Consider the following 25,073-nt stretch of genomic DNA (forward strand, 5'->3'; position numbering starts at 1 on the left):
CGCGATGCGTCACCCAGGGGTCGAGAAGATTTCTTCAAGGCCGGCCGGGAGGCTGGTCTGCCACGCGGGGTAATTATGGCCCCCGCTGTAGGTCCGGTACGTGGCGCGGTGCCCGGCCGCCTGGAGGAGGGGCAGGAGGCGCTGGTTGCCGTCCTGGAGGCCCTCGAAGCGGCCGCAGTCCATCCAGACATGGAGGGGCGGCTGGGCGGTGCGCCGGGCCAGGTCGAAGACGACCATGTCGGTGCCTTCGATGGAGAAGGCGCCGGACTGGGACAGGACGCGGCCGAAGACGTGCGGCAGGCGTTGGGCCACGAAGAGCGCCATGAGGCCGCCCAGCGACGAGCCCAGCACCGCGTGCGCGCCCGGCGTGCGCTGCTCATCCACCAGCGACAGGTGCTCGCGGGCCAGGGGGAGCACGTGCTGGTGCAGGAAGGCGACGGTGGCCTCGCTGCACGCGTACTCGAGGGTGCGGGCCGGGCCGCCGTTGGCCACGAAGGCCATGGCCACCGGGCGCATGCGGCCCGCGGCGATCAGGTTGTCCACCACCACGGGCAGCTGGACGCGCTGGAGGTAGTCGTCGCCGTCCAGCACCACCACGAGCGGCACGGGGCCTTTCACGGGCGGCGCGTAGAGGGCCACCGCGCGCTTCTTTCCCACGGCGCACTCGTGCGTCGCCAGCTGGTGGCGTGTCACGCGGCCCCTGGGCACGTTCCGGATGCGCTTGCCCAGCGGGGTCGCTGCGCCCTTCGGCATCCAGAAGCAGTGGTTGAAGTCGCCGAAGCCGTTGTCGGAGCGGCGCGGGTTGAAGGCGTCGCGCACGCGGCGGCCCTTCGCATCCTGGAGCGCGTATTCGACGTAGGCGTCCTCGGGCAGCGCCAGCGAGCGCGCCCACAGCCCCTTGCCCACGCGCTCCAGCGGCAGGGGCGTGCCGCGCCAGTCCTGGAAGTCTCCCTGGAGGAAGACCTGCCGGGGGCCCTTCCACACGAAGGTGGCGGTGTCTCCGTCGATGAGCGGCGTGCCCTCTTTGCGTGCGCGGGCTTCCAGCGTCCGGGTGTCGTCCATGCGTGGCGCGCACTGTATGCACTGCGCCTGGAGCCTGGGATGGGGAGCGTGGCTGACGTGGATCCGCGTCCACCCGCGGACATCACGCTTGCGGCCGCTCAGGGCGACAGCAGGTCGCGCAGCGCTCCGGTCAGGTCGGGGTAGCGGAACTGGAAGCCCGCCTCCAGCGCGCGCCGGGGCATCACCCGCTGGCCCTCCAGCGCCACGCGCGCCATCTCCCCGAAGCGCGCCTTGAGGACCACCCCCGGCACCGACAGCGCCGCGGGCCGCTCCAGCACCGCGCCCAGCATGTGCGCGAAGGTTGCGTTGGTGACGGGCTCCGGTGACGTGGCGTTCACCGGGCCGGACATCGCGGTGTGCTCCAGCGCGAAGCGCATCAGCTGGAAGAGGTCTTCTCTGTGCACCCAGCTGACGTACTGCTGGCCGTTGCCCACCTTCGCGCCCGCGCCCATGCGGAACACCGGCAGCATCCGGTGCAGCACGCCGCCCGCCGGGTGCAGCACCACGCCGATGCGCAGCCGCACGGTGCGGATGCCCGCTTCCTCCGCGCGCAGGGCTTGCGCTTCCCAGTCCTGGCACACGTGGGCGAGGAAGTCGTCGCCGGGCGGGTCCTCCTCCGTCAGCGTCTGTCCCGCCCGGGCGCCGCCGTAGAAGCCTACCGCCGACGCGCAGACGAAGTGCCGCACGCTGCCTGCCTGCTTCATCGCCTCCACCAGCACGCGCGTGCCCTCCACGCGGCTGAGGTGGATGCGGTGCTTCGCTTCATGCGTCCAACGTTGGTCCACCGGCTCCCCGGCCAGGTGCACCACGCCTTCCGCGCCCGCGAGCGCGTCCGGCGACAGCGGCGTGCTCCCATCGAAATAGGAGCCCGTGACTCCGGCGGGCAGCCGGCCGAGCGCGTGTTCCACGTTCCGGCTGAGCACGTGCACCGTGTGGCCGGCCTCCAACAAACCTTGGACAAGGCCTGGACCGAGGAAGCCGGTGGCGCCCGTGCAGGTCACCCTCAAGGGGGGGCCTCCTTTTCTCGGTCAGCGGTCAGGTCCTGGCCCACCAGCTCACTCAGGGCGGTGAAGAAGCGGGCCTGCTCCTCCGGCTTCATGCGCCCGGAGTGGCGGTAGACCGGCGCGCCCTCCGCGTCCAGCAGCATCACGGTGGACGTCTTGGTGGGCAGCTTCAAGGGCTCCTGGCCCAGGGTGCCCTTCAGGTCCACCAGGATGGGCACGCCGGCCTTCTTCTCCTCGTCACGCACGTACGACAGGGCGATCTCCCGCGCGGGAAAGAAGTCGTATTTCTCCAGATTGGCCACCGCGACCACGAACGCACTCTGCAGAAGGCCGTGCTCGCGTCCCCGGGTGAACAGCTCCGTCTTCAGCGCGGCGTTGAGTGTCGTGGAGTCTTTGTCCTCGTAGAAGAGGATGACGGGTTTCCCACGCCAACGGGCCAGCTGAACCCGCTCTCCGCTGCTGGTGCTTAACGTCGCGTCCACGGGCTCCGGATTCGGAGCGGCGCCACCCGCGCTTCCCGCCGCCAGGGTCACCGTCAACGCGCCTGCGATCCACGCCTTCATCGGGAGTCTCCGTGTACAAGGTTTTTGCAAACCTTAGACATAGTCTTGACAATCTCTGGACGCAAACGCTACCTCTAGGTGAGAAGGCTGCTGCCGTGCTCCCGATTCCGGAGATCCGCTGTATGGCCACCCTGCTTCCCAACGTGCAGCAGACCTCCGCCGGAGCAGCACACCCTGAACAAGCCTGGTTGGAGCTCGTGCAGGCGCAGGTGGAGGGCGCGCTCGCGCAGCTGTTCGAGCTGCCGGACGAGCAGGCCCTGGACGCACGTTGGACACACGCGGCGGCGCAGGCGAGGGCCTATGCGCTGCGGCCGGCGAAGCGGCTGAGGCCGGCGCTGGTGCTGGCTGGGCACGGGCTGGCGCGCGGGAGCACCGCGGTGCCGCCGGGGCTGTGGCGCTTCGCCGCGGGGCTGGAGCTCTTGCACACGTTCCTGCTCATCCACGACGACGTGGCGGATCAAGCGGAGCTGCGACGGGGCGGGCCGGTGCTGCACCGGATGCTGGCTCCGGGCCGGCCGGGCGAGGACCTGGCGGTGGTGATGGGGGACCACCTCTTCGCGCGCTCGCTGGAGGCGATGCTGGAGTCGGGGCTGCCGGGAGCATCCAGCGTGGCGCGCTACTACCTGGGCGTGTGCCGGCACACGGCGGCGGGGCAGTACCTGGACCTGGACCTGGCGCGCGTGCCGCTGGCGGAGATGTCGCTCTTCCAGACGCTGCGCGTGGCGCACCTCAAGACGGCGCGCTACGGCTTCTGCGCCCCGCTGGTGTGTGGCGCGATGCTGGGCGGCGCGGACGCGGGGCTGTTGGAGGGCCTGGAGCGGGTGGGGCGCTCGGTGGGGCTCGCGTACCAGCTGCGCGACGACCTCATCGGTCTGTTCGGCGACGCGGCCGTGGCGGGCAAGGCGTCCGACGGCGACTTCATGCAGGCCAAGCGCACCTTCCCGGTGGTGGCCGCGTACGTGCGCGCCACGCCCGAGGGCCGCGAGGAATTGGAGCAGCTGTGGGCGCTGCCGGTGGAGTGCAAGGACGACGCGGCGCTCGCCCGTGCGCGGGAGCTGGTGGAGCACTTCGGCGGCCGTGCGGCGTGTGAGCGCGCGGTGGAGCGGGCGTCGCGTTCGGCGCGGCGGAGCCTGCAGGCGCTGCCCAACCCCCATGGTCTGAGGGATCTGCTGGATGCCCTCATCACCCGGCTGTCGCGTCGCGCTTCCTGAGGACACCGTCATGAGCGCACAGGGCAAGCGGGTGGTGGTGGTGGGCGCGGGGGTGGGCGGACTGGCCGCGGCGGCGAGGCTCGCGAGGCAGGGCTTCGACGTCCAGGTCTTCGAGAAGACGCACGGCCCGGGAGGCCGGTGCAACCAGCTCCAGGTGGATGGCTTTACGTGGGACGTGGGCCCCACCATCGTGCTGATGCCGGAGGTGTTCGAGGAGACCTTCCGCGCGCTGGGCCGCCGCATCGAGGACTACCTCACGCTGGTGCGGTGCGACCCGAACTACCGGGTGCACTTCCGCGACGGCTCGGACGTCACCTTCACTTCCGAGCTGTGCACCATGGGCCGCGAGCTGGAGCGCGTGGAGCCGGGCAGCTTCCAGCGTTACCTGGCCTTCATGGCGCAGGGCCGTGAGCAGTACCGCATCAGCCTGGACCACTTCGTGGGCCGCAACTTCAACGGCGTGAGCGACTACTTCTCCCCCCGGGTGCTGGCGAAGATTTTCAAGGCACGCGCGCACCGCCGCATGTACGCGGACGTCAGCCGCTACTTCCAGGACGACCGGCTGCGCGCGGCGATGACGTTCCAGACCATGTATCTGGGTGTGTCTCCCTTCGAGTCGCCCGCGGTGTATGGCCTGTTGCCCTTCACGGAGCTGGGCGTGGGCATCTGGTTCCCGAAGGGCGGCCTGTATGCCATTCCGCTCGCGCTGGAGCGCCTGGCGCGTGAGGAGGGCGTGACGCTGCACTATGGCCAGGCGGTGGAGCGCATCCTCACCGAAGGCGGGCGCACCACGGGCGTGCGGCTCGCGGGCGGCGAGGTGGTGTCCGCGGATGCCGTCCTGTGCAACGCGGACCTGCCGTATGCGTACGAGAAGCTGCTGGATCCGAAGGACGCGCCGTTCAAGCGGGGGGAGAAGCTGCGCTTCACCTCCAGCGGCTACATGCTCTACCTGGGCATGAAGAAGAAGGTGCCGGGCCTGCTGCATCACAACGTGATGTTCGGCCGGGACTACGCGGGCTCGTTCGAAGACATCTTCCAGCGCTTCCGCGTGCCGGAGGACCCCAGCTTCTACGTCAACGTGCCCACGCGCACGGATTCGTCACTGGCGCCGGAGGGGAAGGACTCGCTCTACGTGCTGGTGCCGGTGCCGCATCAGCACCCGGGGATGGACTGGAAGGTGGAGGGCCCGAAGGTGCGCGCGAAGGTGTTCCAGCGCATGGCGGAGCTGGGGTACCCGGACCTGGAGGCGGACATCGAAGTGGAGCGCGTCTTCACCCCGGATGACTGGGCGGGCACGTACAACCTGGCGCGCGGGAGCGCGTTCGGGCTGGCGCAGAACTTCTTCCAGATTGGTCCCTTCCGTCCGGCCAACGTGGACCCCCGCGTGAAGAACCTCTTCTTCGTGGGCGCCTCCACGCAGCCGGGCACGGGCCTGCCCACGGTGCTCATCTCCGCGCGGCTCGTCACCGAACGGCTGACGGAGTGGGCCCAGAAGCAGGGCGTGGCGCTGTCGCCTCGCGCGGGCGCTCCGGCGGTGGAGGTGGCGGCATGAGCGTCACCGCTTCCTCGGCGCTCATCGCGCAGGGCTACCGGCGCGCACGGGTCGTCACGCGCCACCACGCGAAGAGCTTCTTCTTCGCGTCGTACCTCCTCTTCGGACAGCGGAAGAAGGCGGCCTTCGCGCTGTATGCCTTCTGCCGGCGGCTGGACGACCTGGTGGATGCGGGCGAGAGCGCGCTGCCGGGCGAAGCGCCCATGGACCTGGCGACGCGCCTGGCCCGGGCTCGCGAGCGCGTGGCGGAGGTGTACCTGCCGCTGCCGGAATTGGCCTCGAAGGAACTGGGACCGCCGTCCGCGCGCCAGCCCTCCGCGGACGCGCCGTCGCCGTGGGACCCGAGCGAGTTCGCGGCGCTGCGCCACACCATCCACCACTACCGGATTCCCGAGCAGCCCTTCCAGGACCTCATCTCCGGCATGGAGATGGACCTGACGAAGGTGCGCTACGACACGTGGGAGGAATTGGACCTGTACTGCTACAGGGTTGCAGGTGTGGTCGGGTTGATGCTGACGCCGGTGCTGGGCTGTGTGGACGCTCGCGCGGTGGAGCCGGCGGCGGACCTGGGCCGCGCGATGCAGCTCACCAACATCCTGCGCGACGTGCGCGAGGACCTGGAGCGCGGCCGGGTGTACCTGCCCTCCGAGGAGCTGCGGGCCTTCGGCATCACCGAGGACGACCTGCGCGCGGGACGGGTGGACGCGAAGTGGCGTGACTTCATGCGCTTCCAAATCCAGCGCGCGCGGGCGTACTACGCGCGGGCGGCGGCGGGCGTGCACTATCTCACCGGCTTTGGCAGCCAGCGCATGGTGCGGCTGATGGGCTCCATCTACGGCGACATCCTGCGTGACATCGAGGCGCGGGATTACGACGTGTTCAGCGGCCGGGCCCACACGACGACGGGGCGCAAGCTGGAGCTGACGGCGACCGTGTTCCTTCGGCCCCGAGCCGCGCTGCCGGAAGCGCCCCTGGCCCTGCCGTCCGCGCCGGTGCCGCTGTTGCCCACGGGCACGGGAGGCTCGCGATGAAAGCCTCGCGCGTGGCGGTGATTGGCGGCGGCATTGGTGGGCTGACGGCCGCGGGCCTCCTGGCGAAGGAGGGCCACGCGGTGACGCTGTTCGAAAGCGGCCCGACGCTGGGCGGCAAGGCGCAGGCGGTGATGGTGGAGGGGCTCACGCTGGACACGGGCCCCACGCTGCTCACGTTGCCGGCGCTGGTGCGCGGCACGTTCGAGCAGTTGGGCGCGCTGGACCTGCTGCCGCCGTTCACGGAGCTGGAGCCGCAGTGCACCTACCACTTCACGGACGGGTGCGGCTTCACGGCGTACAAGGACCTGGAGCGCATGGCGGACAGCGCCGCGGAGCTGCGGCCCGTGGAGCGCAAGGGCGTGCACTCCTTCTACGCGGAGGCCGCGGCCATCTGGCGTGCGGCGGGCGAGCCCTACCTGGAAGCCCCCTTCGAGGGCATGGCCGGCTTCATGGCACGCGTGGCCCGCCGGGGCATCGGCGCGATGTTGGCCGGGATGAAGATGGACACGCTGCACGCGCTGGCGGCGAAGCACTTCCAGACGCACCACCTGCGGCAGTACGTGGGGCGCTTCGCCACCTACGCGGGCGGGTCGCCGTATGCGTCCAGCGCGGCGTTCGCGCTCATCCCGCACATCGAACATGCGTATGGCGTGCACCACGTGCGAGGCGGCATCGGCGCGCTGGTGGATGCGCTGGGGCAGGCGGTGCGGCGGTTGGGTGTGACGGTGCACCTGGACACGCGCGCGCGCTTCGAGCGCATCACCGAAGGCTACCGCGTGGAGCCGGTCGCGGAGGTGTTCGACAGCGTGGTGGTGAACGCGGATCCTCTGGCGTCGCTGCGCCGGGAGTCGGAGCCGCTGTCGCTGTCCGGCTTCGTGCTGCTCCTGGAGGTGGAGGGGCGCACGGCGGTGCCGCACCACGCGGTGATGTTCGGCGGAGATTACCGGAAGGAGTTCGATGAACTCTTCGCGGGTCAGCTCGCCGAGGACCCCACGGTGTATGTCTGCAACCCGTCCGCCACGGATTCAAGCATGGCGCCGCCGGGCCGCACGGGGCTGTTCGTGATGGTGAACGCGCCGGCCATGCCTCTGGAGGAGGGCAGGGCGGAACAGGCCCGGCGTGATTGGGAGTCCAGCGCGGAGCGAGTGCGCGAGCAGATGTTCGAGAAGCTCGTGCGGCACTACCCGGCGTTGAAGGGGCGCGTGCGCGTGGTGGGGCAGCGCTCGCCGGTGGACCTGGCGGCGCGCGGGGCTCCGGGTGGTTCCATCTACGGCTTCCTGCCGCACGGCCGCTTCGGTCCGTTCCGCAGGCCGCGCATCCGGGGCGGCACGCCGGGGCTGTTCTTCGCGGGCGGCGGCACGCATCCGGGCGGCGGGGTTCCGCTGGTGATGCTGTCGGGCCGGTTCGCGGCCCAGATGGCGTCCGCGCACCTGCGGGAGGTCGCATGAAGCCCGGCCTCGCGCAGAACCTCCTCTCCGACGCGGCGGAGTCGTGCGCGCTGCCCGCGCTGCCGGACATGGCGGGGGCGTACCGCTGGTTCTACGCGGACGTGAGCGCAGGGCCGTACAGCGCGGTGTGCATCTTCATGCTGGGGTCGTTGTTCTCGCCGCGTTACTCCGTCGCGGCCCGGCGTGGAGGCCATCCGCTGGCGTACAGCGCGGTGAACTTCGCGCTCTACCACCAGGGTGTGCGCAAGTTGTGGGTGCTGAGCGAGTACCCGCGCGTGGAGATGCAGGGGCCGGGACGGCTGCGCATCGGCCGCTCCACGTTGACGCACGCGGTGGATGGCACGGTGCGCATGGACGTGGATGACGGGACGGCGCCGTGGGGCCGCCCGGTGCGCGCCAGCCTGACGTTGCGGCCGCTGACGGGGCGGGGCACGGAGGTGCAGCTCATGCCGGGCCTGCCGCATTACTGGCAGGCATTGGCGCCCCGCTCCGAGGCCCGGCTGGAGGTGTCCACGCTGGGCGTGACGGCGGAGGGGATGGGCTACCACGACACGAACCACGGCCAGGAGTTGCTGGGCGCGCGGCTGTCCGGCTGGCACTGGGCGCGCACGCACCACGCGAACCACACGGTGGTGGACTACCACCTGCCGGACGGCGTGGCGCCGGTGCGCATGATTGCGGGCGCGAATGGCGTGGTGTGCGAGCGTGGCCCGAACCCCGAGGCGCGTCCCACGAACCTGACGGGCTGGGGGCTGCGCGTCCCCTCGAAGCTGCACACGGGCAACGAGGTGGTGGGCGTACCGCACCTGCTGGAGTCGTCGCCCTTCTACGCGCGCCTGGAGTCGCGGCGGGACACGCTGGACACGATGGGAGAGGTGGCGGACTTCCGCCGCTTCCATTCCCCGTTCATCCGCTGGATGGCGCACTTCCGCACGCGCGTGGGGAAGGCGGCATGAACGCGCTCGGCTTCTTCACGCTCGGGTGGACGGTGATGGCCGGTGGCTTCAGCGCGGTGGCGCTGGCGCGGCTGTATCGCCGTGCACCCGTGACGGTCGGAGGGCCACTGCCTTCCGTGCTGCTCCTGCGCCCCGTGGATGCGCCCACGCCGCTGGAGCTGGAGAACCTGGCGCACACCATCGACTACGCGGGTCCACTGGAGCAGGTGGTGCTGTCTCCGTACCGGCCGCGCCTGGCCGAGGGCGTGCGCTGGCTTCCGAGCGACCCCGTGTGCCCCAACCGCAAGGTGGGCCATCTGCTCTACGCCCTGGAGACGCTCGATGTTCGAGGGCGCGTGGTGCTCGCGGTGGACGCGGACGTGGCGGTGACGGGCGCGCTGGTGGAGGGCCTGGCCTCTCCGCTCGTGGCCGGCGCCGCCTTGAGCACCGCTGCTCCCACGCCCGTGGGCGCGATGGACGCGGCGGGCCGCGCGATGGCGGGGCTGCTTCGCTACACGCATCACAGCTTCCGCGCGCTGCACGCGATGAGCGCGGGCGCGCAGGCTGTGTGCGGCAAGGCGCTCGGGCTGTCACCGCGCGCGGCGGAAGAACTGGTCGGACTGTCGGACCACATTGGCGAGGACCTGGAGCTGGCGAAGCGACTGCACGCGCGTGGCCTGGACGTGGCCCTGAGCCCCTCACCTGCGTGGGTGCCTGTCGCCAACGGGACGTCGTGGCGCGTGCCGCTGGAGCGTTTCACGCGCTGGATGCAGGTGCTCGCGAGCCACAGGCCCGGTCTGTATCCCACCGTGCCGCTGCTCTTCACGCCCACCGTGCCGCTGCTGCTGCTCGCCGCGTGGCTTCATGAGGTCACCGTATGGCTCGCAGTGGCGGCGCTCGTCGCCGTGCGCACGTTGCTGTCGCTGCGCCTCGCCGCGCTGAGCCGTGTGCCTTCGGAAGTGGACCGGGGCCACGCGCTGACGGACTGGATGCAGGGTGAGTTGCTGCTGCTCGTGGCCTTCGCGGCCTCGCTGACGCGGCAGGGAAGGGTGACCTGGCGCGGCCATACCTACGCGCTGGAAGCTGGGGGACGCATGGTGCGGGTGGCGTCGCAGTGGAGTGGAGGCCCGGGATGACCTACGCGCGCTTCCTGGGCATCTTCGTCGTCCTGCCCATCCTGTTCCTGCTCGTGCGCTACCGCCGCACGCTGTCGTGGCGCGGGCTCGCGCCCATGGGCTTGCTGTTCATCGTCGTCTACGCGGCCACGTCGCCGTGGGACAACATGGCCGTGAAGTGGGGCCTGTGGGGCTTCGACCCGGAGCGCATCTGGGGCGTGAAGCTGGGCTACCTGCCTTTGGAGGAGTACCTCTTCTTCGGTCTCCAGACGCTGCTCGTGGGCTTGTGGGCGCGCGACCGGCTGGAGCGCGTGCTGGCGAAGAAGCCACAGCCCGTGTCCCGCGAGCAGAAGTCCGTCCGCGCGGAGCGGACCCTGGAGCCTTCCGAGGTGTCGCCATGATGGAGACGCGCTGGGCGTACCTCATCCACCTGCTGGCGTGGACGCTGCCTGTGATTGCCATCCAGCTGGCGGTGCTCGTGAACCACTACAAGTCCCGCTCGGGCGAGGTGCTGCGCGCGGTGCTGCCCCCGGCCCTGGTCGTTGGCGTGTACCTGTCCATCGCGGATCACCTGGCCATCTCCACTGGTATCTGGAACTTCGGAGAGGGACGCCACGTGGGCGTGTTCATCGGCGCCGTACCGCTGGAGGAGATCCTCTTCTTCCTCATCACGAGCGTGCTGGTGTCGCTGGGGCTCGCGCTGTTCACGGCGCTCCTGCGGCTCCGGGAGGCTCGGGCGTCTTGATTCGCGCGGCCAAGGGTGGGCCCTTCGGGTGGGCGGTGGACCGGTACATCGGGTGGAAGGTCCGCTCGACGTTCAGGGGCCTGTGGGTGCGCGGCGAGCTGCCCACTGACGGCGTGGGCCGGCTCGTCTACCTGAACCACTCCAACTGGTGGGATGGCTTCGTGCTGCACCAGCTCTGCCAGGCGGCGGGCTGGGACGGGTACTGCCTCATGGACGAGGAGAACCTCCGCCGCTATCCCTTCCACACGAAGATGGGCGCCTTCAGCATCCGCAAGCAGGACGCGATGTCGTCCCTGTCCTCGCTGCGGTACGCGAAGGAGTTGCTGCGCAAGCCGCGCGCCGCGGTGTGTGTCTTTCCGGAAGGCGAGCACCGGCCCTTCGGTGTCCACCCGCTGAAGCTGGAGCGCGGCGTGGAGTTGCTGGCCCGCGCGGCGAAGGCGGAGTGCGTGCCCATCGCCATCCGCTACGCCTTCTTCGAGCACGAGCGTCCGGACGTCTTGCTGGAGGTGGGCGAGGTCCACGAGGCCGGTCCCCTGGAGCGCTTCCAGAGCGGGCTGGAGACGGTGGTGCGGCGGGTATCCGAGGCCAAGAGCCTGGAGGGCTTCACGCGGAAGATGGCGGGGGCGCGAGGCGTGGCGGAGCGCTGGGACCGCGCGCGAGGCTTGAGCCCATGAGCCTGCGCATCCGCACCATCGCCCGGCTCACCGGCATCCGCGAGGCCACCCTGCGCGCCTGGGAGCGCCGCCATGGCTTCCCGCGCCCGGAGCGCAGCGAGAACAACTACCGCGTCTATTCACGCGACGAGGTGGAGGCCGTCCGCCGGGTGGCGAAGCTGATGGAAGAGGGCCTCTCGGTGAGCGAGGCCATCGCCCAGGTGCGCGACGAGCCCCGGACGTCCGTCCCTCCGTTGGCGCGGCATGTGGAGCGCTTCTGGGCGGCGGTGATGGTGCTGGACTCGGAGGCCGCGGACGCGGCGCTGTCCGCGGCCCAGGTGGGACTGTCCGCGACCACGTATTGCGACACCGTCCTCATTCCGCTGCTGCGCGAGATGGCCTCGCGCCTGGACGTGGCGCGCGAGCACATGGCGTCCGCGCTGGTGCGGCATCGGCTGCGCATGCTGCTGGCGGGGATGGCGCGTGTGGGCGAAGGGCCCCGGGGAGTCCTGGCGTGTCCTGCGAGGGACCACCACGAGGGCGGGCTGCTCGCGCTGGGCGTGCACCTGAAGGCGCGGGGCTGGCGGGTGACGCTGCTGGGGGCGGACACGCCCGCGGAGGCGTTGGAGGGGGCCTGTTTGCAGGTGCGCCCGGACCTGGTGGCGCTGTCGTTCATCCGCCGCCGGGACTCGGCCGACTTCGTCTCGGTGTTGTCCGAAGCGATGCATGCGTGCGCGCCGGTGCCGGTGGTGGTAGGCGGGCCTGGGGCGCGGGAGCACCTGAAGACGCTGTTCACCCTGGGCGCGCAGTACGCGGAGTCCACGGAGGAGCTCATCGCCGTCTGGCAGCAGGCGCGAAACGCGCAAAACCGACCGTGAAGCACGCACACCATGGCTGAGCGCACCTATCGCATCCACATCGCCGCGGAGTTGTCGGGGGTCCGGGTGGAGCTCATCCGGGCCTGGGAGCGCCGCTACGGGGTGCTCGAGCCGGAGCGCACGCCCGCGGGCTATCGCGTCTACACCGACCGTGACGTAGCCCTGCTCAAGCGGCTCAAGGCGCTGACGGACGAGGGTGTTGCCATCAGCGAGGCTGCGAAGCTTCTGCCCCAGCTGCGCGCGGAGCTGGACGTGGTGTCTTCCGCGCCCATCGAGAATCTTCAGGCGCGGACCGGGTCGCAGCCGGAGACGTGGCGCGCGGCGGTGATGGCCGCGGCCGAGGCATATGATCAGCCCCGCGTCGTGCGCATCCTGGACGAGGTGCTGACGGCGCTGCCGCCGTTGAAAGCCTTCGAGGACGTGCTGGTGCCGGTGCAGCGCGAGGTGGGCGACCGTTGGCACGCGGGCACGTTGACGGTCGCGCAGGAGCACCTGGTGACGCAGGTCGTGCGCGAGCGGCTGGTGAGCCTGCTGCACGGTGCCCCACGGGGAGGACGCAAGCACGCGGTGCTGGCGTGCTTCCCGGAGGAGGAGCACGAGATTGGCCTGCTGGGCGTTGCGCTGCGGCTGCGCCACGCGGGCATGCGGGTGACGCTGTTGGGGCAGCGCGTGCCGACGGAAGGGCTGGGCGAGATGGTGGCCCGGGCAAAGCCAGACGTGGTGGGCCTGTCAGCGGTGACGAACCGGGGCGCCACGGTGTTCGAGGATGTCCTCACGCGCATCAGGGATGCACTGCCCAAGGGCCTGCCCCTCTGGGTGGGAGGCCCCGCCGCCCAGGTGCACGCGGAGGTTTGCGAACGCAAGGGTGTGAGGCTCTTTGCCCACGAAGATGACTGGACGCGGATGGCGGGCTGAGCGTCCTCGTCGCTATTCCGGATCCAGGGCCCAGGTGCCCTCATCCCAGCGTTTCAAGGTCTGCCCTGCCTTGAATGGCACGAGTCCTTCGCCCCTGGCCGCCTCCATCAAGACCTCGCGTGCCTCATGCGTCCGGTAGCGAAGCAGGTAGGCCGCGGCCATGACTCGCACATCCATCCTTGGATGACTGAAAAGCACCGTAAGCGCTTCGCGGCCTGCATCCCCATGCGCCCGGAGTTGCTCGAAAGCGGAGATGTATTTCCTCGCGCGTCGGTTTCCGGCCTTCGCGTCGCCCTGCCAGATCGCGTCGGTCTGGGCGGCGACGTTGTCCGCGAACTGCCTGACCCATCCTTCCAGAGTCATCGCCAGGTACGTCTCCCTTCAGGGGCCGCCACGCATCCGGTCCGCCAACTGGAACGGTTCTACCCTTCCTGGGGAAGGGTTCCGCTCTTCCACGCATCAAGGGTCATGGCCGCACTCACACTCAGTAGAGTCGGCGGCGGCTCCGCCAACATGGCAAGCGCACGTTCTGCCTCGCTGGGAGCGAAGCCCAGGGTGGCTGTCGCGGCCCAATACCGCGTTCCTGGCTCCGGATCGGTCAGCAATAGCAGCAGGCATTTCTCCGCATCGGACCCACGGGTACGCAGTTCTCTCCTGACGGCTGCCGCGAGAAGGTAGTCCTTGTTTGCAGCCCGAGTGTCGCGCGCATTCAGTAGGCGCCCGTGCCTGGCTGAAACCTCGCGAAAACGCGCAATCAACTCCTCTGTCCCTGACGCCTTGAGGTCCTGTGTCTTCATGCTCGAGCGGGGCCCGCCCCTATTCCGGATCCAGGTCCCAGACGCCTTCTTCCCACCCTCTCAACGTCTGTTGGGCGCCAAAGGCAACAAGCCCCTCTCCTTTTGCAGCCTCTTCCAGTACCGCCCCGGCTGCGGCGGTGCGGTAACGGAGCAGGAAGGCCGCAGCCGTAGCCCTCACGTCCATCCTGGGGTGTTTCAGGAGGATACAAAGCGCCTCTCTTCCTTTGTTACCTTGGGCACGGAGTTCGTCAAAGGCCGCGATGTACCGGTCGCCGTATTTGTCCTCGGGATCCGCACCCACCTGGAAGATCGCGTCCGTCTGTGCCGCGACATTCTCGGCAAACTCCCTGACCAGACCCTCCAAAGTCATCGCCAGATTCCCTTCTTGATGTTTTCTATTACGAGTAAGCCGAAATCGCATTGGGTTGCGTGCTCAGCCACTTTCGAAAGGCTCATGCGGGCCCGTCACGCGCTCGAAATGCACTCCCAGATTCCCGACTTCCTCAAGTGCGTTCTTGATCTCCTCGGAAACAATCAGGGCGACTTCCCACCCCTTCGGTCGAAAGACATGCACGTCGTCAAGCTTCGAGGTGTCAATCCGCAGGCCTGTAATCGAGCGGTACTCTCCCACCCGTTCAGGCACAGCGCCGTCTGGAGGGTATACTTGAACCTCCCGAGAGTTTTTTTCGTCAATGCACTGGAAGCGCTTGGTTGCATTGACGATGTAGAACCGTCCAGGTGTCCCCTCGACATCAACTGGGAACAACTGTACGTCGTCAGGTGCAAGTTTACGGAAGACGCTCGCGGCCTGCTCATTCGCGACGGGCGTCTGATCCGCGTTGCCCACCGTCAGGGTCCGCATCTCGCCCAGGCTCAAAGGCCTGGTCTTGAGGCGCCCTGGCTCCTTCACGAACCTGCCTTCTACGAACATCCAAGGCTCATCCAGGGTGCCACCCGCTGCTGGTGCGGGCGTGTCGAGGCACCATTGGGGCACATCGGCAATCTCCACGGCATGGAATACGCGCGCCATCTTACTCCCCGCCTTTCACAATCATGCGCCGCAAGTCCGAGCCTTGCGTAAGCAGGTCATTGGCAATCCTCGCAAGCTCTTCGAGCAGGCGGTCACGACACGTCCCTTGGGACCTGCAATTTCCCAGTGCTGTTTGAAGTCGGTTGACCACGGCTTGATGGTACGCACGAGGGTGCGGACCTTGGTGGGAGTTCAGTCGCACTTGATTCGCAACATCGTCCAGCTTCATTCCTGCTCGGCCGAATAGCTTTTCACACAACGGTGTCCACGGGCCGCCGGACAGAGCGGAGACCAGATTCTTGTTGGTGCAGATGTGATGAACAGGGCCCTCTGCGTCACCGGGTATTCGTCCCTGCTGGTACATCGCAATCGCTGCGACGGCACCCGGTGCGAGCGTGACGTTGAGCACACCTGTGGCGGGCAGCGCGATGGATGTCACGCCCCCATTCAGCGCTGCCCCAAGTGAGAATCCCGCCTCGGCTTGTCCTCGGAGCGCGGCCTGGGTGAAGCCTGGGAGCTTGGGGCCCTGGGCCGCCATGGCGTTCTTCCCGCCAAGCGCCGCCGTGACGAGCAGCACCAGGACGCGCGTGCCGTTGGTCCCCAACACCCGCCCGAACCGGTGACCGATGTCCTGCAGTTCGATGACGGCCGTTGCCGTCCCTGCGTCATCCCAAAGTCGCACGAAGCCCCGGCCGATCTCCCAGACCGGCACGATGCCCAGGTAGGCCACCATGGCGGCCGTCAGCGCCACGGCGATGACCTTGGTGACAGGCTCGGGCAGCGTCATGGTGAGAAGCACGCTCAGCGCGGCCGACGTCACCATGGCCTTGAGTACCGCCGGGTTGAGCATCTTGCCAACTTCGGCCTCGACGCTCTCCCACACGCTATCGAGCGCGAAGGACAAGGCCATGAGCGTCCGGTCCTTGCGCGAGAACGTCAGCCCCGCCCCGCCTACCAGGTCCAGGCAGTCATCCTTCTCGGGGCAGAGGCGCGCGTACAACGATTCAGGCGAACTCCCCGAGCCAGGGTCCGCGAGGCCCTTTGAGGAGGCGAGCAGCGTCCTGGACCGCACCCACCCTCGCGCATCCGCTGCTTCCGCCTCACGGAAGGCAACGTCCATGCGCATGTCCAGGATGAGCTGCGTGAGGGCGGACGTGAACGCGTCCTCGCTCACCTGGACCGGGGCGGCCTCCACCGGCTCGTGGACAACCCGGGGTCCGCTCCCGGTATCGATATGGACAATGCGGCGGGTCGCACACCCCGTCGCGAGCAGCAGCAACAGCGTGACGGCTCCGGCCAGCCTCATGGCGCTCCCCAAGCTCAGGAAGCGCGGCATCCTGACCTCAGTGCGTCAGGGCCTCCAGGGCTTTCGCCTGCGCGTCGATGAGGTGCCCGTAGTCCGAGTCCACCTGATCCGAATAGGCACAGGCGAACTCCGCGATGGCCTCGTCGAAGTGGTCGTTGCCGCCCAGGTATCCCGCGATGAGCGCGGCGTCTCCGGTGCGCGCGTGGGCACGGGCCAGGGTGGCTCCACACGCGTCCGCGTAGTCCTGGAACACCGGCCCCTCCATCTTCTCCGCGTCCAGCGAGCCCTTCATGTCGCGCAGCTGGCGCACGTAGAAGGCGCCCATGCCCTCCACTTCCGTCCAGCCGAGGAACAGGTCGGAGAAGGCCTGCATGCGCCGCTGGCCCACCACCACGCGCTCTCCCGCGCTGTGGAACTCGCTGGGACCCAGGTAGGGCTCCAGCACGGAGGCCTTGGCCTCCTTGAGCTGCAACACCAACGGGTCCTCCCCGCCGTTGCCTTCACACAGCACGACGTAGGCCTGCAGCCCCACGCTGCCCACTCCCACGACCTTGAAGCCCCACTCCTTGCGCCGGTAGCGCAGGCACAAATCCCTCACCGCGCCGTCCAGCGACTCCAGGTAGCCCACCGTGAGCCGCTTGATGCGCCGATCCAGCTCCTTGGGCGACACGTCCATCTTCACCGCGCTGAGCGGGAAGAGCAGGGGCGGCTGGTAGGCCAGGTGTCGCTGGCCGTTGCGCTCCACGGTGAGCTTCTCCACCGCGTGCGCGCTCGTGTGGCGCTTCGCCTTCTCCACCGCCTCCGCGGCGAGCTTCGCGGTGTCGACGGAGTCGGAGTTCTTCAGCTCCTTCGCGTCCACGTGGAGCGACCAGACCTCCAGGAGGCTCCGGGTCGTCAACTCGCGCATCGTGAGCCGGTAGGACTCCACGGCCTTGCGCGCGGCCTTCTTGCCGCAGCGGGCACCCAGGCCGTTCTGCTTCGCGGCCACGACGAAGCTCGCGGCCAGGCGCTTCACGTCCCATTCGAAGGGGCCGGGCAGCGTCTCGTCGAAGTCGTTGAGGTCGAAGATGAGGTTGCGCTCGGGCGTGCCGAACAGGCCGAAGTTGGCCAGGTGCGCGTCGCCGCAAATCTGGCTGCGCAGGCCGCTGTGCGGCGTGTGTGCCAGGTCGCGCGCCATGACGAAGGGCGTGCCGCGCAGGAAGGCGAACGGGGACTCGGACATGCGCTCATGGCGCACGGGCACCAGCCACGGCAACCGCGTGGCGTCGGACTCCTTGAGCTGCGCGAGCGGGTCGCGTCCCCGGAAGGCCTTCCACGCGGCGTGGCTGCTCCGGGGACAGCGCTTGCGCAGGGCGCGGCCCGCGTCCATGCGCTCCTCCACGGAGCGGAAGTCCACGGCCTGCAGCCGCGAGGGCTTCAGCTTCCGGGGCGTGCGCCGCGTGCGCTGCTGTTTCTGGTTGGATACGAGGGGAACCTTCGCGGCTCCCAGCTCGGATGTGCCGTCCGCATCCATGGGGTGTGTGACTCCTCACCGCCAAAAGTGGGACCGGCATCTCGGAACCGGAAGCGTCCGGGGCCGGAAAATCGCCCACCCCTGGAGCAGGGGCGGATGCAGTGTTCACCGTTGAGTAGAGTCCCACCCGATGCAGCTCAAACTGGTAGTCCTCGTTGGAGCGCTGCTCCTGACCGCGTGCGCCGAAACGCCATTCCCCGCCGCCACCACCGGGCCTGTCCGCAAGTGGGTGGGACCCCAAGTGGACGTGCCCGGCGGAGGCCAGTTCCGGACCGTCATCTATTACGGGCCGTGGCAGTGCAGCTCGCAGCTCATGACCTACTGCCAGGAGAAGTGCGCCGGGAGTGGGCATGTGCTTCAGGGCTGCATGTGGTTGGCGGACGTGAAGATGGACTTCGCGGGCACCGTGGTCAGGGCCGGGAGCCGCTTTGGCATGGCGCACTGCTGCTGCAACTTCGGGACGCTCAGCTCGCAGCAGACAGAAGCCGCCCGGAGTCGTTGGAAGAACGGACGCGAGGGGTTTCGTGGGCAGTGGGCGGACCGCTTCGGAGCGTGGCCCACCGAGGCCAACGGGAAGCCCTTCGAGGGGCACCACATCCGCGACCTCTGGCATGGCGGCAATCCCACGGATTGGGACAACGTCCTCCCGTTCCCCAAGGAGATCCACCAGGATCTCTTTGGCCTCTATAACCAGTGCTACGCGAACGAGCCTCCGTGGACCCAGGTGGGCCCGGACCATCCCTATGGAGAGTAGGCCCATGTCGATGAGGGAGATGCTCGAAGAGGTGTCACGCCTCCACCACGCGCGCCCACCCGCGACGCCAGAACAAATCGAAGCGTTTGAGCAAAGGGTGGGATGGCGCCTGGATCCGGACCTTCGCGCCTTCTATCTGCACTGCGATGGCGCGGACCTGTTCGACTCAGTCGACCCTGCCTTCTCATTCCTTCCCCTGGAGCGGATTCGTCGTGCGCGAGTGGTGATGCGCAAGGACGACACCGACCGCGGGGGGCCCGCGTCCTGGTACGTCATCGCTGAAGTGCAGGACAGCAATTACATTCTGCTCGACGTGGGGCGCCAGCAGGACGGCAGGTATTCCATCCGCGATGGCTACAACGAAGCGTTCCCGAACCCGGACTACTGCCGCCAGATCGCAAACTCGTTCTCAGCGTTCCTCGGCGGAGCGCTCCGCTCCAATGGGCGCTGGTTCTGGCTCCGCGAGGAGTAGGCACCTCGGGCGCTAAACCGCCCGTGGCGTGAGCGGGATGCCGCCCTTTGGACGCAGGGTGATGGCGGGAAGAACCTCGGGTGCGGGCCCCGGCGCGGCGTCGAAGTGGAAGCGCTGGAGCACCGTGGCCAGCACCAGGCGAATGACCATCAGCGCGGAGCCCGCGCCGATGCAGAGCCGGGGCCCTCCTCCGAAGGGACAGTAGGCAAAGCGCGGGATGCGCCGCTCCAGCCCGTCCGCCCAGCGCTCGGGTCGGAAGGACTCCGGCTCCTGGAAGTGGCTCGCGTCCCGGTGCAGCGCCCACTGGGACCACGCGACCACCGTCCCTGCTGGCACGTGGACTCCGTCCATCCGGTCGTCCTGCTCAGCCACCCGGCTCATTCCCCACGCGGGCGGATACAGACGCAGCGACTCCTTCACCACCTGCTCGCAGTACGGCAGTGACGGCAGGTCCGCCACCGTGGGCTCGCGGCCTCCCAACACCGTGGACAGCTCCCGCCGCAGCGCTGCTTCCGCCTCCGGATGACGCGCCAGCAACCACAGACTGAGCGCCAGCGCGGCGGCGGTCGTCTCATGTCCGGCGATCATCAATGTCAGACATTCGTCGCGCAGCTGCGCGTCCGTCAGGTGCTCGCCGTCCTCGGCCTGTGCCTCCAGCATCAGGCCCAGCAGGTCCTCTCCAGGGCCTCCCTGCTTCCTTCGGCGCTCCACCACGTCGTCCACGACGGCGTGCAATGCGCGCAGGCCGGCCCTGAACCGCAGCTGTCCTGGCGTGGGCACCCAGGCGGGCAGCGTGATGGGCGTGTCGAAGAGGTGCTGGGCATGCAGCATCACCGCCTCCATCGCCCGTCCCAGCTCCCTCGCCTGCGCGGAGAGGTTCGCGCCGAAGAGCGTCTCCGCCACCACGTCCAACGTCAGCGCCATCATCTCCGGGTACGCGTCGAACGCCTCGCCCTCCCGCCGTGACGCCATCCAGGTGTTCGCGGCCTTCACCGCCACGCTCCCGTGCGCGGCCAGCAGGTTCTTGTGGAAGGCCGGCTGCATCATCCGCCGCCGCCGCATCCAGAAGTCGCCGTGGCTGGTGAACAGGCCGTGGCCCACCACCGCCTCCAGGGCGCGCTTCTGGAAGGCGTCCTTCGGGTAGTTGCGGAAGTTCTTCACCAACACGTGCTCGATGGCCTCCGACGTGTTGAGCAGGTAGACGTCCGTCCCCACGAAGCGGGTTCGCACCACCGCGCCCCGGTCCGCGTAGCGCAGGAAGAAGCCCAGCGGATCCTTCCGGTACTCCAGCCCCTGGCCCACCCACGGCAGCCCCGCGGGAAGTGAGGGCGGAAGGACCGCGGAGTCGGAAGGGGCGGCGTGCATGCGGCAACTCCTGGACGGGGGCACAAAAGACCTTCCCGAGCGCTCGAGTGTACCCGAGCCAGTCCGGTGGAGGCCCAACGGTGACGGCGCACGCTACAAACCCAGCCGCGTGTGACATGCGGGGCCACCGCGACTTACCGCGTCAGCTGTTTTTGCATGGGAGTCAGGGAAATTTGTTTTCGCATGTTACTGGCTCGGAGGGTGCAGAGGCCGTCGGCACCGCTCGCGGGGCGGATGTCTCGCGCGCGGTGTTTCACCCACCGGGTGAAACACACCCCATTTCGAGGTTGAAGACATGCGGACGATGAAGACCGGATTCGTGATGGCGGCGGCGTTCCTGTCCCTGGCGGGTTGCCAGGGGCCGGACGACAGCGCGCAGGCCCCCACGGGCACGCAGGAGTCGCAGGCGCAGGGCTGTGTCTCGCGGTTCAATGGCATCCAGAGCTGCGCGGTGGGCAACGCGCAGCTGGCCGCCACGGCGGAGGGGCTCCAGGTGTTCGGGCTCGCGCAGGGGACCGCGAACGGCGTGGCCAGCCGGTTCTCCAACGCGACGGGCTGGCAGCAGGCCGCGCGGATGAACCTGGGCGGCGGTCAGGGCCAGTTCTCGCTGGCCGCGCGTGACGCGGACCAGGTGGTCAGCACCCTGAGCGTCACGCCGAGCGCGAACGGGTCGCAGTTGTCCGTGGCGCCCGCCTTCACCGGCACGGCCGGTGGCTCCACCTATCGCGTCAACGTGTACCGCGACGGCGTGTTCCAGGGCGGCGGCACCCATGAGCCCGCGGCCCGCGTCGTCATCTTCACCGACTGGATGGGCAACGTGTACATGGCCTGGGGCTTCGCGGCCATCGACTTCCGCCATCTGCCGTTCCCGTTCGCCGTGCGCGCGGACTCCGTGCCCCAGACCGAGGACGGCGCCTGCATCTGGCGCATGAGCCTCAAGGGCAAGACCTTCACCACCCAGGTGAATGGCCAGCAGCTCACCGGTGACACCCTGGAGCTGGTGGAGCAGATCGGCGACGGCGCCTATCCCTACCGCCACTTCTCCGGCATCGACGTGAAGGGCTCCGCCGGCAGCTACACCATCGTGAACGAGGCCACCGCCCTGGTCAGCGCCGACGGCGCCCAGGCTCGCTAAGCCGTTTCGGTGAAACACCTCCCGTCCCCCGGCTTCGTGCCAGGGGACGGGGGCGTGGGATTCACCAGAGCTGGAAGAGCTTCTTGTTCGAGCCGTCACCCGGGTTGTTGTAGAGGACGGCGTCCGCCCAGCGCGTGACGTCGAGCAGGAGCGCTCCCCACTCCGCGACCGCCGAGCCCGCGAGGATGAGCGCCTTGTCGGCTTCGCCCGGGATGAGGCCCGCCATGCCCTCTCCCGTCATGCCGCCGAAGGACAGGACGTTGGCGCCGAACTTCTCCGTGTCCCAGAAGGTGGAGTGGTAGGGCACGGAGGGGGCGATCTCCCCATCCAGCTCCAGGATGTAGCTGACGACAGACAGGACCAGGCTCACGAGTCCCATGAACGTGAGCAGCGTGCTGTCCGTCATCTCCAGCGCCTTCGCCAGTCCCTTCGACTCCACGTCCGCGCCCCGCGTCCAGCTCAGCAGGGACACGAGTCCGGTGACCACGGCCTCCAGGGAATAGAGCGCCCAGACCATCCGGTCCAACTGCTGCGAGGGCACGTCCTCGTCGAAGGGGAAGCTCCCCGCCACCCCCGTCCAGGTCGCGACGGTCTGCCCGGTGGAGAACCACCGCTGCGCGGGCGCGCTCTTCGTGAGCTGCCCCCCTGTCAGGAAGAGCGTGTAGCAGAACGAGGAGATGATCGAGAGCGCACCGCCGATGACCGAGTAGTTGTGGGCGGAGTCGCCAATCACGTTGTCGCCGTTGTCGTCCTTCGACTCGGGCAGCGCCACCAGTGACGTCGTCCGCCAGGGCGTCATGACCCGCATGAAGCTGGATTGCTTCTGCTCGGGGATGGGCGCATGGCCCGTCAGCAGCTTGAAGACAATCGTGACGGGGATGGCCGCGAGCAGGCTGAGCGCGCCCAGCATCGTCAGCGAGTCCTCGCCCGTGAGCTTCTTGTACAGCCAGCTCAGGACCGGGATGTTGAACGGGCGCAGGAGCACGTCGTCGAGAATCGCCTGGCTCACGTCCGCGATGACCTCGCACAGGCCCACCAGCAGGTCCCTGGCGGCGGCGAGCAGCGTCTTCGCGGCCTCGCCCGCCAACAGCTGGACGATGGAGTGCAGGCTGACGGTGCCCTGCCGCACCATCATCTGGAGGCCCTGGCACAGCTCCTTCACCGAGTCCGCGACGTCCGACAGGATGTTCCCCACCGTCTGGAGGAAGTCGGTGACGGCCTGCGCCACCGGCGCGTCGGAGTCATCGGCCGTGCTGTCGCCGATGCCGCCGTGGGACACTTGGTAGGAGGAGAAGGTCGCGCCCGGGCTGGTGGTGAGGCAGTCGGTGGCGGACTTCTGCTCCGGCGTCTGCGCGGCCTGCGTCTGCGTCACCACCTGCTGCGTCGTCACGTCCGGCATGCCCAGCGCCGTCTGGCAGACGCCGTCCCACTTCGCGATGAGCCCGTTGAAGTACTCCGTGATGGAGGCCTCCATGCCCTTCATGCTGCCCGCGAGCGCGAGGACCACGTCCTTGGTCATCGCCTCCATCACGCGCTGGGTGGCCAGGATGTCGTCCCACGCGAACAGGAAGCCCAGGAACGCAATGATGTCTTCAATCAGCACCGCCAGTTGTTGGAACAGCCAGCTGATGAGCTGGAGCGCCTCCTTGATGGTGCGCACGACGAACGTCACCACCTGCTCGCCAATCTTCACGAAGAACTGGAGCAGCGTCTTCGTGCCGCTGAGGATGGGCTGGATGACGTATTCGTAGACGGCGCCCGCGGCGCTCTTCAGCGCCTGGAGCACGTCGCCCGCGGCCGTCTCGATGGCGTTCGTCACGTTGCCCAGCACCGCGAAGGACGTCTGGGTCTTCGCCATCGCCGTGGGCGCCGCCGGCTCCAGGGGCGCCGACGAGCCGTCCGCGGGCAGGCTGTCCATGTTGTCCATCAGCTGCTGGAGCGACGCCTGCACCTGCGCCACCAGGTCCGGGTCCGCGCCGGGGGGCACCATGGGCGTGCCGTCCGACTTCGTCCACTGGGACAGGTCCTGGCCCTTCAGCTTCGCGGCCAGGTTCGCGCGCAGCTCCGCGCTGGGGTCCGCCGTCACGTCCTGCGCGAGGAACGGCGCGCTGAAGCGGAACACGGGCGTGCCCACGTCGGACACCTTGTTGATGAGCGTCACCGTGCCGCTGGCATCTGTCTTCACCTCCACGCGCGTGCTGGTGTCCAGGTCCGTCCAGTAGCCGTTCACCATCACGCGGGACCACTCGGAGGAGTTCACCTGCACCGGCTGGCCCACCAGCGCCGCGCCCTGCGCGTCGGTGAAGCGCACCACCGTGGTGTAGCTGGGGAACTCCTGCCCGTTGGCCAGCGTGGGCAGCACCATGTCCGTGTTCTGCCACGCGGTGGTGTCCGGGTCCTGCCACAGGTACGTGATGAGGCTGTTGTCCGTGGAGGTCACGAACAGCTCCCCCGTGGAGCGCTTCTGGTTGCGACGCGGGGCCAGCCGGGCCACGTGCTCGCGCTGCTGGAGCGGCGCGGACCAGCCCTCCGTGGCGCCCACCGTGTTGTTCAGGGAGAACAGCCGCTGGCTGCCGTCCACCGCCCACACGCTGACGCGCTGGGAGTCCTGCTGCGCCAGCACGGAGGTGACACCGGACAGAACGTTCGAGGACGCGATGGCCAGCGCGGTGCTCTTCGCGTTCTTCAGCCCCGTGGAGGGGAACCACGACAGCCCGTCACCGCCCACGTACAGCGCGCTCAGGCCCTGGTTCTGACGGTCCTCCAGCGCCCACAGGCAGCGGCCGCCCGACGGCGCCGTCACCGACAGCGAATGCGTGGTGTTGGTGGACGGGTCCAGGAGGCTGGTGAAGGTGAGGCACCGCTTACCGGTGTTGTCGTCGAACAGCGACCAGGTGCCCCGATAGGAGATGCCGGTGATGGAGGCTCGGGCCACCACCACGTCGTGCAGCGTCTGCATGTCCTTGGGCGGCGCCCAGTTCACCCACGCGCTGTTCGTGGCGCTCGTGGACGCATCCACGAAGTATCGGCCGGTGGAGCCGTTCGTGTTCTTCACCTCCGCCACCAGCAGCGGCGCCTCGCTGGCGCTGACGAAATCGCCCAGCAGGAGCCGCTGCACGGGCATGCCGCCGGGAGCGCCGTTGCGCTGGACCCACGCCGTGTTGAGCGTGTTCCATGGGCCGCCGTCCGGCGTGGGCGTGAGGGCGGGGGAGACGAACACGTGGCTGCCGCCCGCGCCGTCATCCATGGCCACGGCGATGATGACCTGGCCGGAGGGGGCCTGGACCACCGCGTAGCCCTGCACGTCGTGGTTCGCGTCCGGGCTGAGCTCGACCTGGCGCCAGCCAGTCGTCACGGTGGTGTCGCGCAACATCACCCACAGCGTCTTGCGCGCGGTGTTCGCCGAGGACGCGCCCACGCTGAACAGCAGCGGCGAGCCGCCGGTGTCCTCCGCGGAGGCGAGGGGATAGGCCGCGTCCACGGAGGTGGCGGCCAGGTAGTTGTACATCAGGCTGGAGGAAACGGTCGCCGAGCCCGTTTGGGTTGTCTGGGACATGGATGGGTTCCTTGGATGTCTTTGGAAGGGACG

At 68.8% G+C, this 25,073-nt stretch carries 25 protein-coding genes; 14 read left to right on the plus strand and 11 right to left on the minus strand.

What is annotated here, in order from left to right:
- Positions 1–9: 9 nt before the first annotated feature.
- The 3 genes from GTZ93_RS03340 to GTZ93_RS03350 form a co-directional block, all read right to left on the minus strand.
- Entirely contained in the window at positions 10–1,062 is a 1,053-nt protein-coding gene (locus tag GTZ93_RS03340) for an alpha/beta hydrolase-fold protein (RefSeq protein WP_139923579.1), read from the minus strand.
- 98 nt (positions 1,063–1,160) lie between these two features.
- Entirely contained in the window at positions 1,161–2,069 is a 909-nt protein-coding gene (locus GTZ93_RS03345) for a TIGR01777 family oxidoreductase (protein ID WP_139923577.1), read from the minus strand.
- Complete coding sequence (locus GTZ93_RS03350) at positions 2,066–2,629, minus strand: hypothetical protein (RefSeq protein ID WP_139923575.1); 564 nt, start codon at positions 2,627–2,629, stop codon at positions 2,066–2,068. Before GTZ93_RS03350 ends, GTZ93_RS03345 begins: the two co-directional genes overlap by 4 nt.
- Positions 2,630–2,751: 122 nt before the next feature.
- On the opposite strand from GTZ93_RS03350, the gene GTZ93_RS03355 reads away from it, so the two are divergent.
- Genes GTZ93_RS03355 through GTZ93_RS03405 form a run of 11 tightly spaced genes read left to right on the plus strand, consistent with a single transcriptional unit; the run spans position 2,752 to position 13,112 of the window.
- The gene (locus tag GTZ93_RS03355) at positions 2,752–3,840 is read left to right on the plus strand and encodes a polyprenyl synthetase family protein (protein ID WP_139923573.1); all 1,089 of its coding nucleotides are present in this window, start codon (positions 2,752–2,754) and stop codon (positions 3,838–3,840) included.
- A 10-nt stretch (positions 3,841–3,850) separates the two neighbouring features.
- Positions 3,851–5,392 carry a phytoene desaturase family protein gene (locus tag GTZ93_RS03360; RefSeq protein ID WP_161662642.1) on the plus strand — a complete coding sequence of 514 codons (1,542 nt, stop codon included), beginning with the start codon at positions 3,851–3,853 and terminating at the stop codon, positions 5,390–5,392.
- A complete protein-coding gene (locus GTZ93_RS03365) occupies positions 5,389–6,423 on the plus strand; it encodes a phytoene/squalene synthase family protein (protein WP_139916460.1) in 1,035 nt (344 codons plus the stop codon). The genes GTZ93_RS03360 and GTZ93_RS03365 overlap by 4 nt, the downstream gene beginning before the upstream one ends.
- Complete coding sequence (locus GTZ93_RS03370) at positions 6,420–7,871, plus strand: phytoene desaturase family protein (RefSeq protein WP_139916462.1); 1,452 nt, start codon at positions 6,420–6,422, stop codon at positions 7,869–7,871. Before GTZ93_RS03365 ends, GTZ93_RS03370 begins: the two co-directional genes overlap by 4 nt.
- The gene (locus GTZ93_RS03375) at positions 7,868–8,827 is read left to right on the plus strand and encodes a carotenoid 1,2-hydratase (protein ID WP_139916463.1); all 960 of its coding nucleotides are present in this window, start codon (positions 7,868–7,870) and stop codon (positions 8,825–8,827) included. Before GTZ93_RS03370 ends, GTZ93_RS03375 begins: the two co-directional genes overlap by 4 nt.
- Positions 8,824–9,942: a glycosyltransferase family 2 protein gene (locus GTZ93_RS03380; RefSeq protein ID WP_139916464.1), complete on the plus strand. Its 1,119-nt coding sequence runs from the start codon at positions 8,824–8,826 to the stop codon at positions 9,940–9,942. The genes GTZ93_RS03375 and GTZ93_RS03380 overlap by 4 nt, the downstream gene beginning before the upstream one ends.
- Positions 9,939–10,322: a lycopene cyclase domain-containing protein gene (locus GTZ93_RS03385; RefSeq protein WP_139916467.1), complete on the plus strand. Its 384-nt coding sequence runs from the start codon at positions 9,939–9,941 to the stop codon at positions 10,320–10,322. Before GTZ93_RS03380 ends, GTZ93_RS03385 begins: the two co-directional genes overlap by 4 nt.
- Positions 10,319–10,666 carry a lycopene cyclase domain-containing protein gene (locus tag GTZ93_RS03390; RefSeq protein ID WP_120596448.1) on the plus strand — a complete coding sequence of 116 codons (348 nt, stop codon included), beginning with the start codon at positions 10,319–10,321 and terminating at the stop codon, positions 10,664–10,666. Before GTZ93_RS03385 ends, GTZ93_RS03390 begins: the two co-directional genes overlap by 4 nt.
- Positions 10,663–11,340 (plus strand): lysophospholipid acyltransferase family protein, encoded by a 678-nt coding sequence (locus tag GTZ93_RS03395; protein WP_139916469.1) that lies wholly within the window; start codon positions 10,663–10,665, stop codon positions 11,338–11,340. Before GTZ93_RS03390 ends, GTZ93_RS03395 begins: the two co-directional genes overlap by 4 nt.
- A complete protein-coding gene (locus GTZ93_RS03400; protein ID WP_139916471.1) occupies positions 11,337–12,197 on the plus strand; it encodes a MerR family transcriptional regulator in 861 nt (286 codons plus the stop codon). The genes GTZ93_RS03395 and GTZ93_RS03400 overlap by 4 nt, the downstream gene beginning before the upstream one ends.
- Positions 12,198–12,209: 12 nt before the next feature.
- Positions 12,210–13,112 carry a MerR family transcriptional regulator gene (locus GTZ93_RS03405; RefSeq protein ID WP_139916473.1) on the plus strand — a complete coding sequence of 301 codons (903 nt, stop codon included), beginning with the start codon at positions 12,210–12,212 and terminating at the stop codon, positions 13,110–13,112.
- Positions 13,113–13,124: 12 nt separating this feature from the next.
- Here GTZ93_RS03405 and GTZ93_RS03410 read toward each other — a convergent pair whose 3' ends face one another.
- The 6 genes from GTZ93_RS03410 to GTZ93_RS03435 all read right to left on the minus strand — a co-directional run bounded on the left by GTZ93_RS03410 (position 13,125) and on the right by GTZ93_RS03435 (position 17,758).
- A complete protein-coding gene (locus tag GTZ93_RS03410; RefSeq protein WP_139916474.1) occupies positions 13,125–13,475 on the minus strand; it encodes a DUF2019 domain-containing protein in 351 nt (116 codons plus the stop codon).
- A gap of 59 nt (positions 13,476–13,534) precedes the next feature.
- Positions 13,535–13,909 carry a DUF2019 domain-containing protein gene (locus GTZ93_RS43380; protein WP_139916476.1) on the minus strand — a complete coding sequence of 125 codons (375 nt, stop codon included), beginning with the start codon at positions 13,907–13,909 and terminating at the stop codon, positions 13,535–13,537.
- A gap of 19 nt (positions 13,910–13,928) precedes the next feature.
- Positions 13,929–14,279, minus strand: a complete 351-nt coding sequence (locus GTZ93_RS03420) for a DUF2019 domain-containing protein (protein WP_139916478.1) — start codon at positions 14,277–14,279, stop codon at positions 13,929–13,931.
- A gap of 63 nt (positions 14,280–14,342) precedes the next feature.
- The gene (locus GTZ93_RS03425) at positions 14,343–14,939 is read right to left on the minus strand and encodes an imm11 family protein (protein WP_139916479.1); all 597 of its coding nucleotides are present in this window, start codon (positions 14,937–14,939) and stop codon (positions 14,343–14,345) included.
- Position 14,940: 1 nt separating this feature from the next.
- On the minus strand, positions 14,941–16,245 hold the full coding sequence (locus tag GTZ93_RS03430; protein WP_139916515.1) for an AHH domain-containing protein: 1,305 nt from the start codon (positions 16,243–16,245) through the stop codon (positions 14,941–14,943).
- A gap of 37 nt (positions 16,246–16,282) precedes the next feature.
- On the minus strand, positions 16,283–17,758 hold the full coding sequence (locus tag GTZ93_RS03435) for a DUF2252 domain-containing protein (RefSeq protein ID WP_139916481.1): 1,476 nt from the start codon (positions 17,756–17,758) through the stop codon (positions 16,283–16,285).
- Positions 17,759–17,888: 130 nt separating this feature from the next.
- On the opposite strand from GTZ93_RS03435, the gene GTZ93_RS03440 reads away from it, so the two are divergent.
- Complete coding sequence (locus GTZ93_RS03440; RefSeq protein WP_167547802.1) at positions 17,889–18,512, plus strand: hypothetical protein; 624 nt, start codon at positions 17,889–17,891, stop codon at positions 18,510–18,512.
- A 4-nt stretch (positions 18,513–18,516) separates the two neighbouring features.
- A complete protein-coding gene (locus tag GTZ93_RS03445; RefSeq protein ID WP_139916483.1) occupies positions 18,517–18,984 on the plus strand; it encodes an SMI1/KNR4 family protein in 468 nt (155 codons plus the stop codon).
- A 12-nt stretch (positions 18,985–18,996) separates the two neighbouring features.
- On the opposite strand, the gene GTZ93_RS03450 is transcribed toward GTZ93_RS03445, so the two are convergent.
- The gene (locus GTZ93_RS03450; RefSeq protein ID WP_139916485.1) at positions 18,997–20,349 is read right to left on the minus strand and encodes a cytochrome P450; all 1,353 of its coding nucleotides are present in this window, start codon (positions 20,347–20,349) and stop codon (positions 18,997–18,999) included.
- A gap of 304 nt (positions 20,350–20,653) precedes the next feature.
- Between GTZ93_RS03450 and GTZ93_RS03455 the strand changes: the two genes are divergently transcribed.
- Positions 20,654–21,484 (plus strand): hypothetical protein, encoded by an 831-nt coding sequence (locus GTZ93_RS03455; protein WP_139916487.1) that lies wholly within the window; start codon positions 20,654–20,656, stop codon positions 21,482–21,484.
- A gap of 61 nt (positions 21,485–21,545) precedes the next feature.
- Here the strand turns inward: GTZ93_RS03455 and GTZ93_RS03460 are convergent, their stop codons facing one another.
- Positions 21,546–25,040 (minus strand): hypothetical protein, encoded by a 3,495-nt coding sequence (locus GTZ93_RS03460; protein WP_139916489.1) that lies wholly within the window; start codon positions 25,038–25,040, stop codon positions 21,546–21,548.
- Positions 25,041–25,073 lie beyond the last annotated feature (33 nt).

This window comes from Corallococcus exiguus (genome assembly GCF_009909105.1).
GTDB classification, from domain to species: Bacteria; Myxococcota; Myxococcia; order Myxococcales; family Myxococcaceae; genus Corallococcus; species Corallococcus exiguus.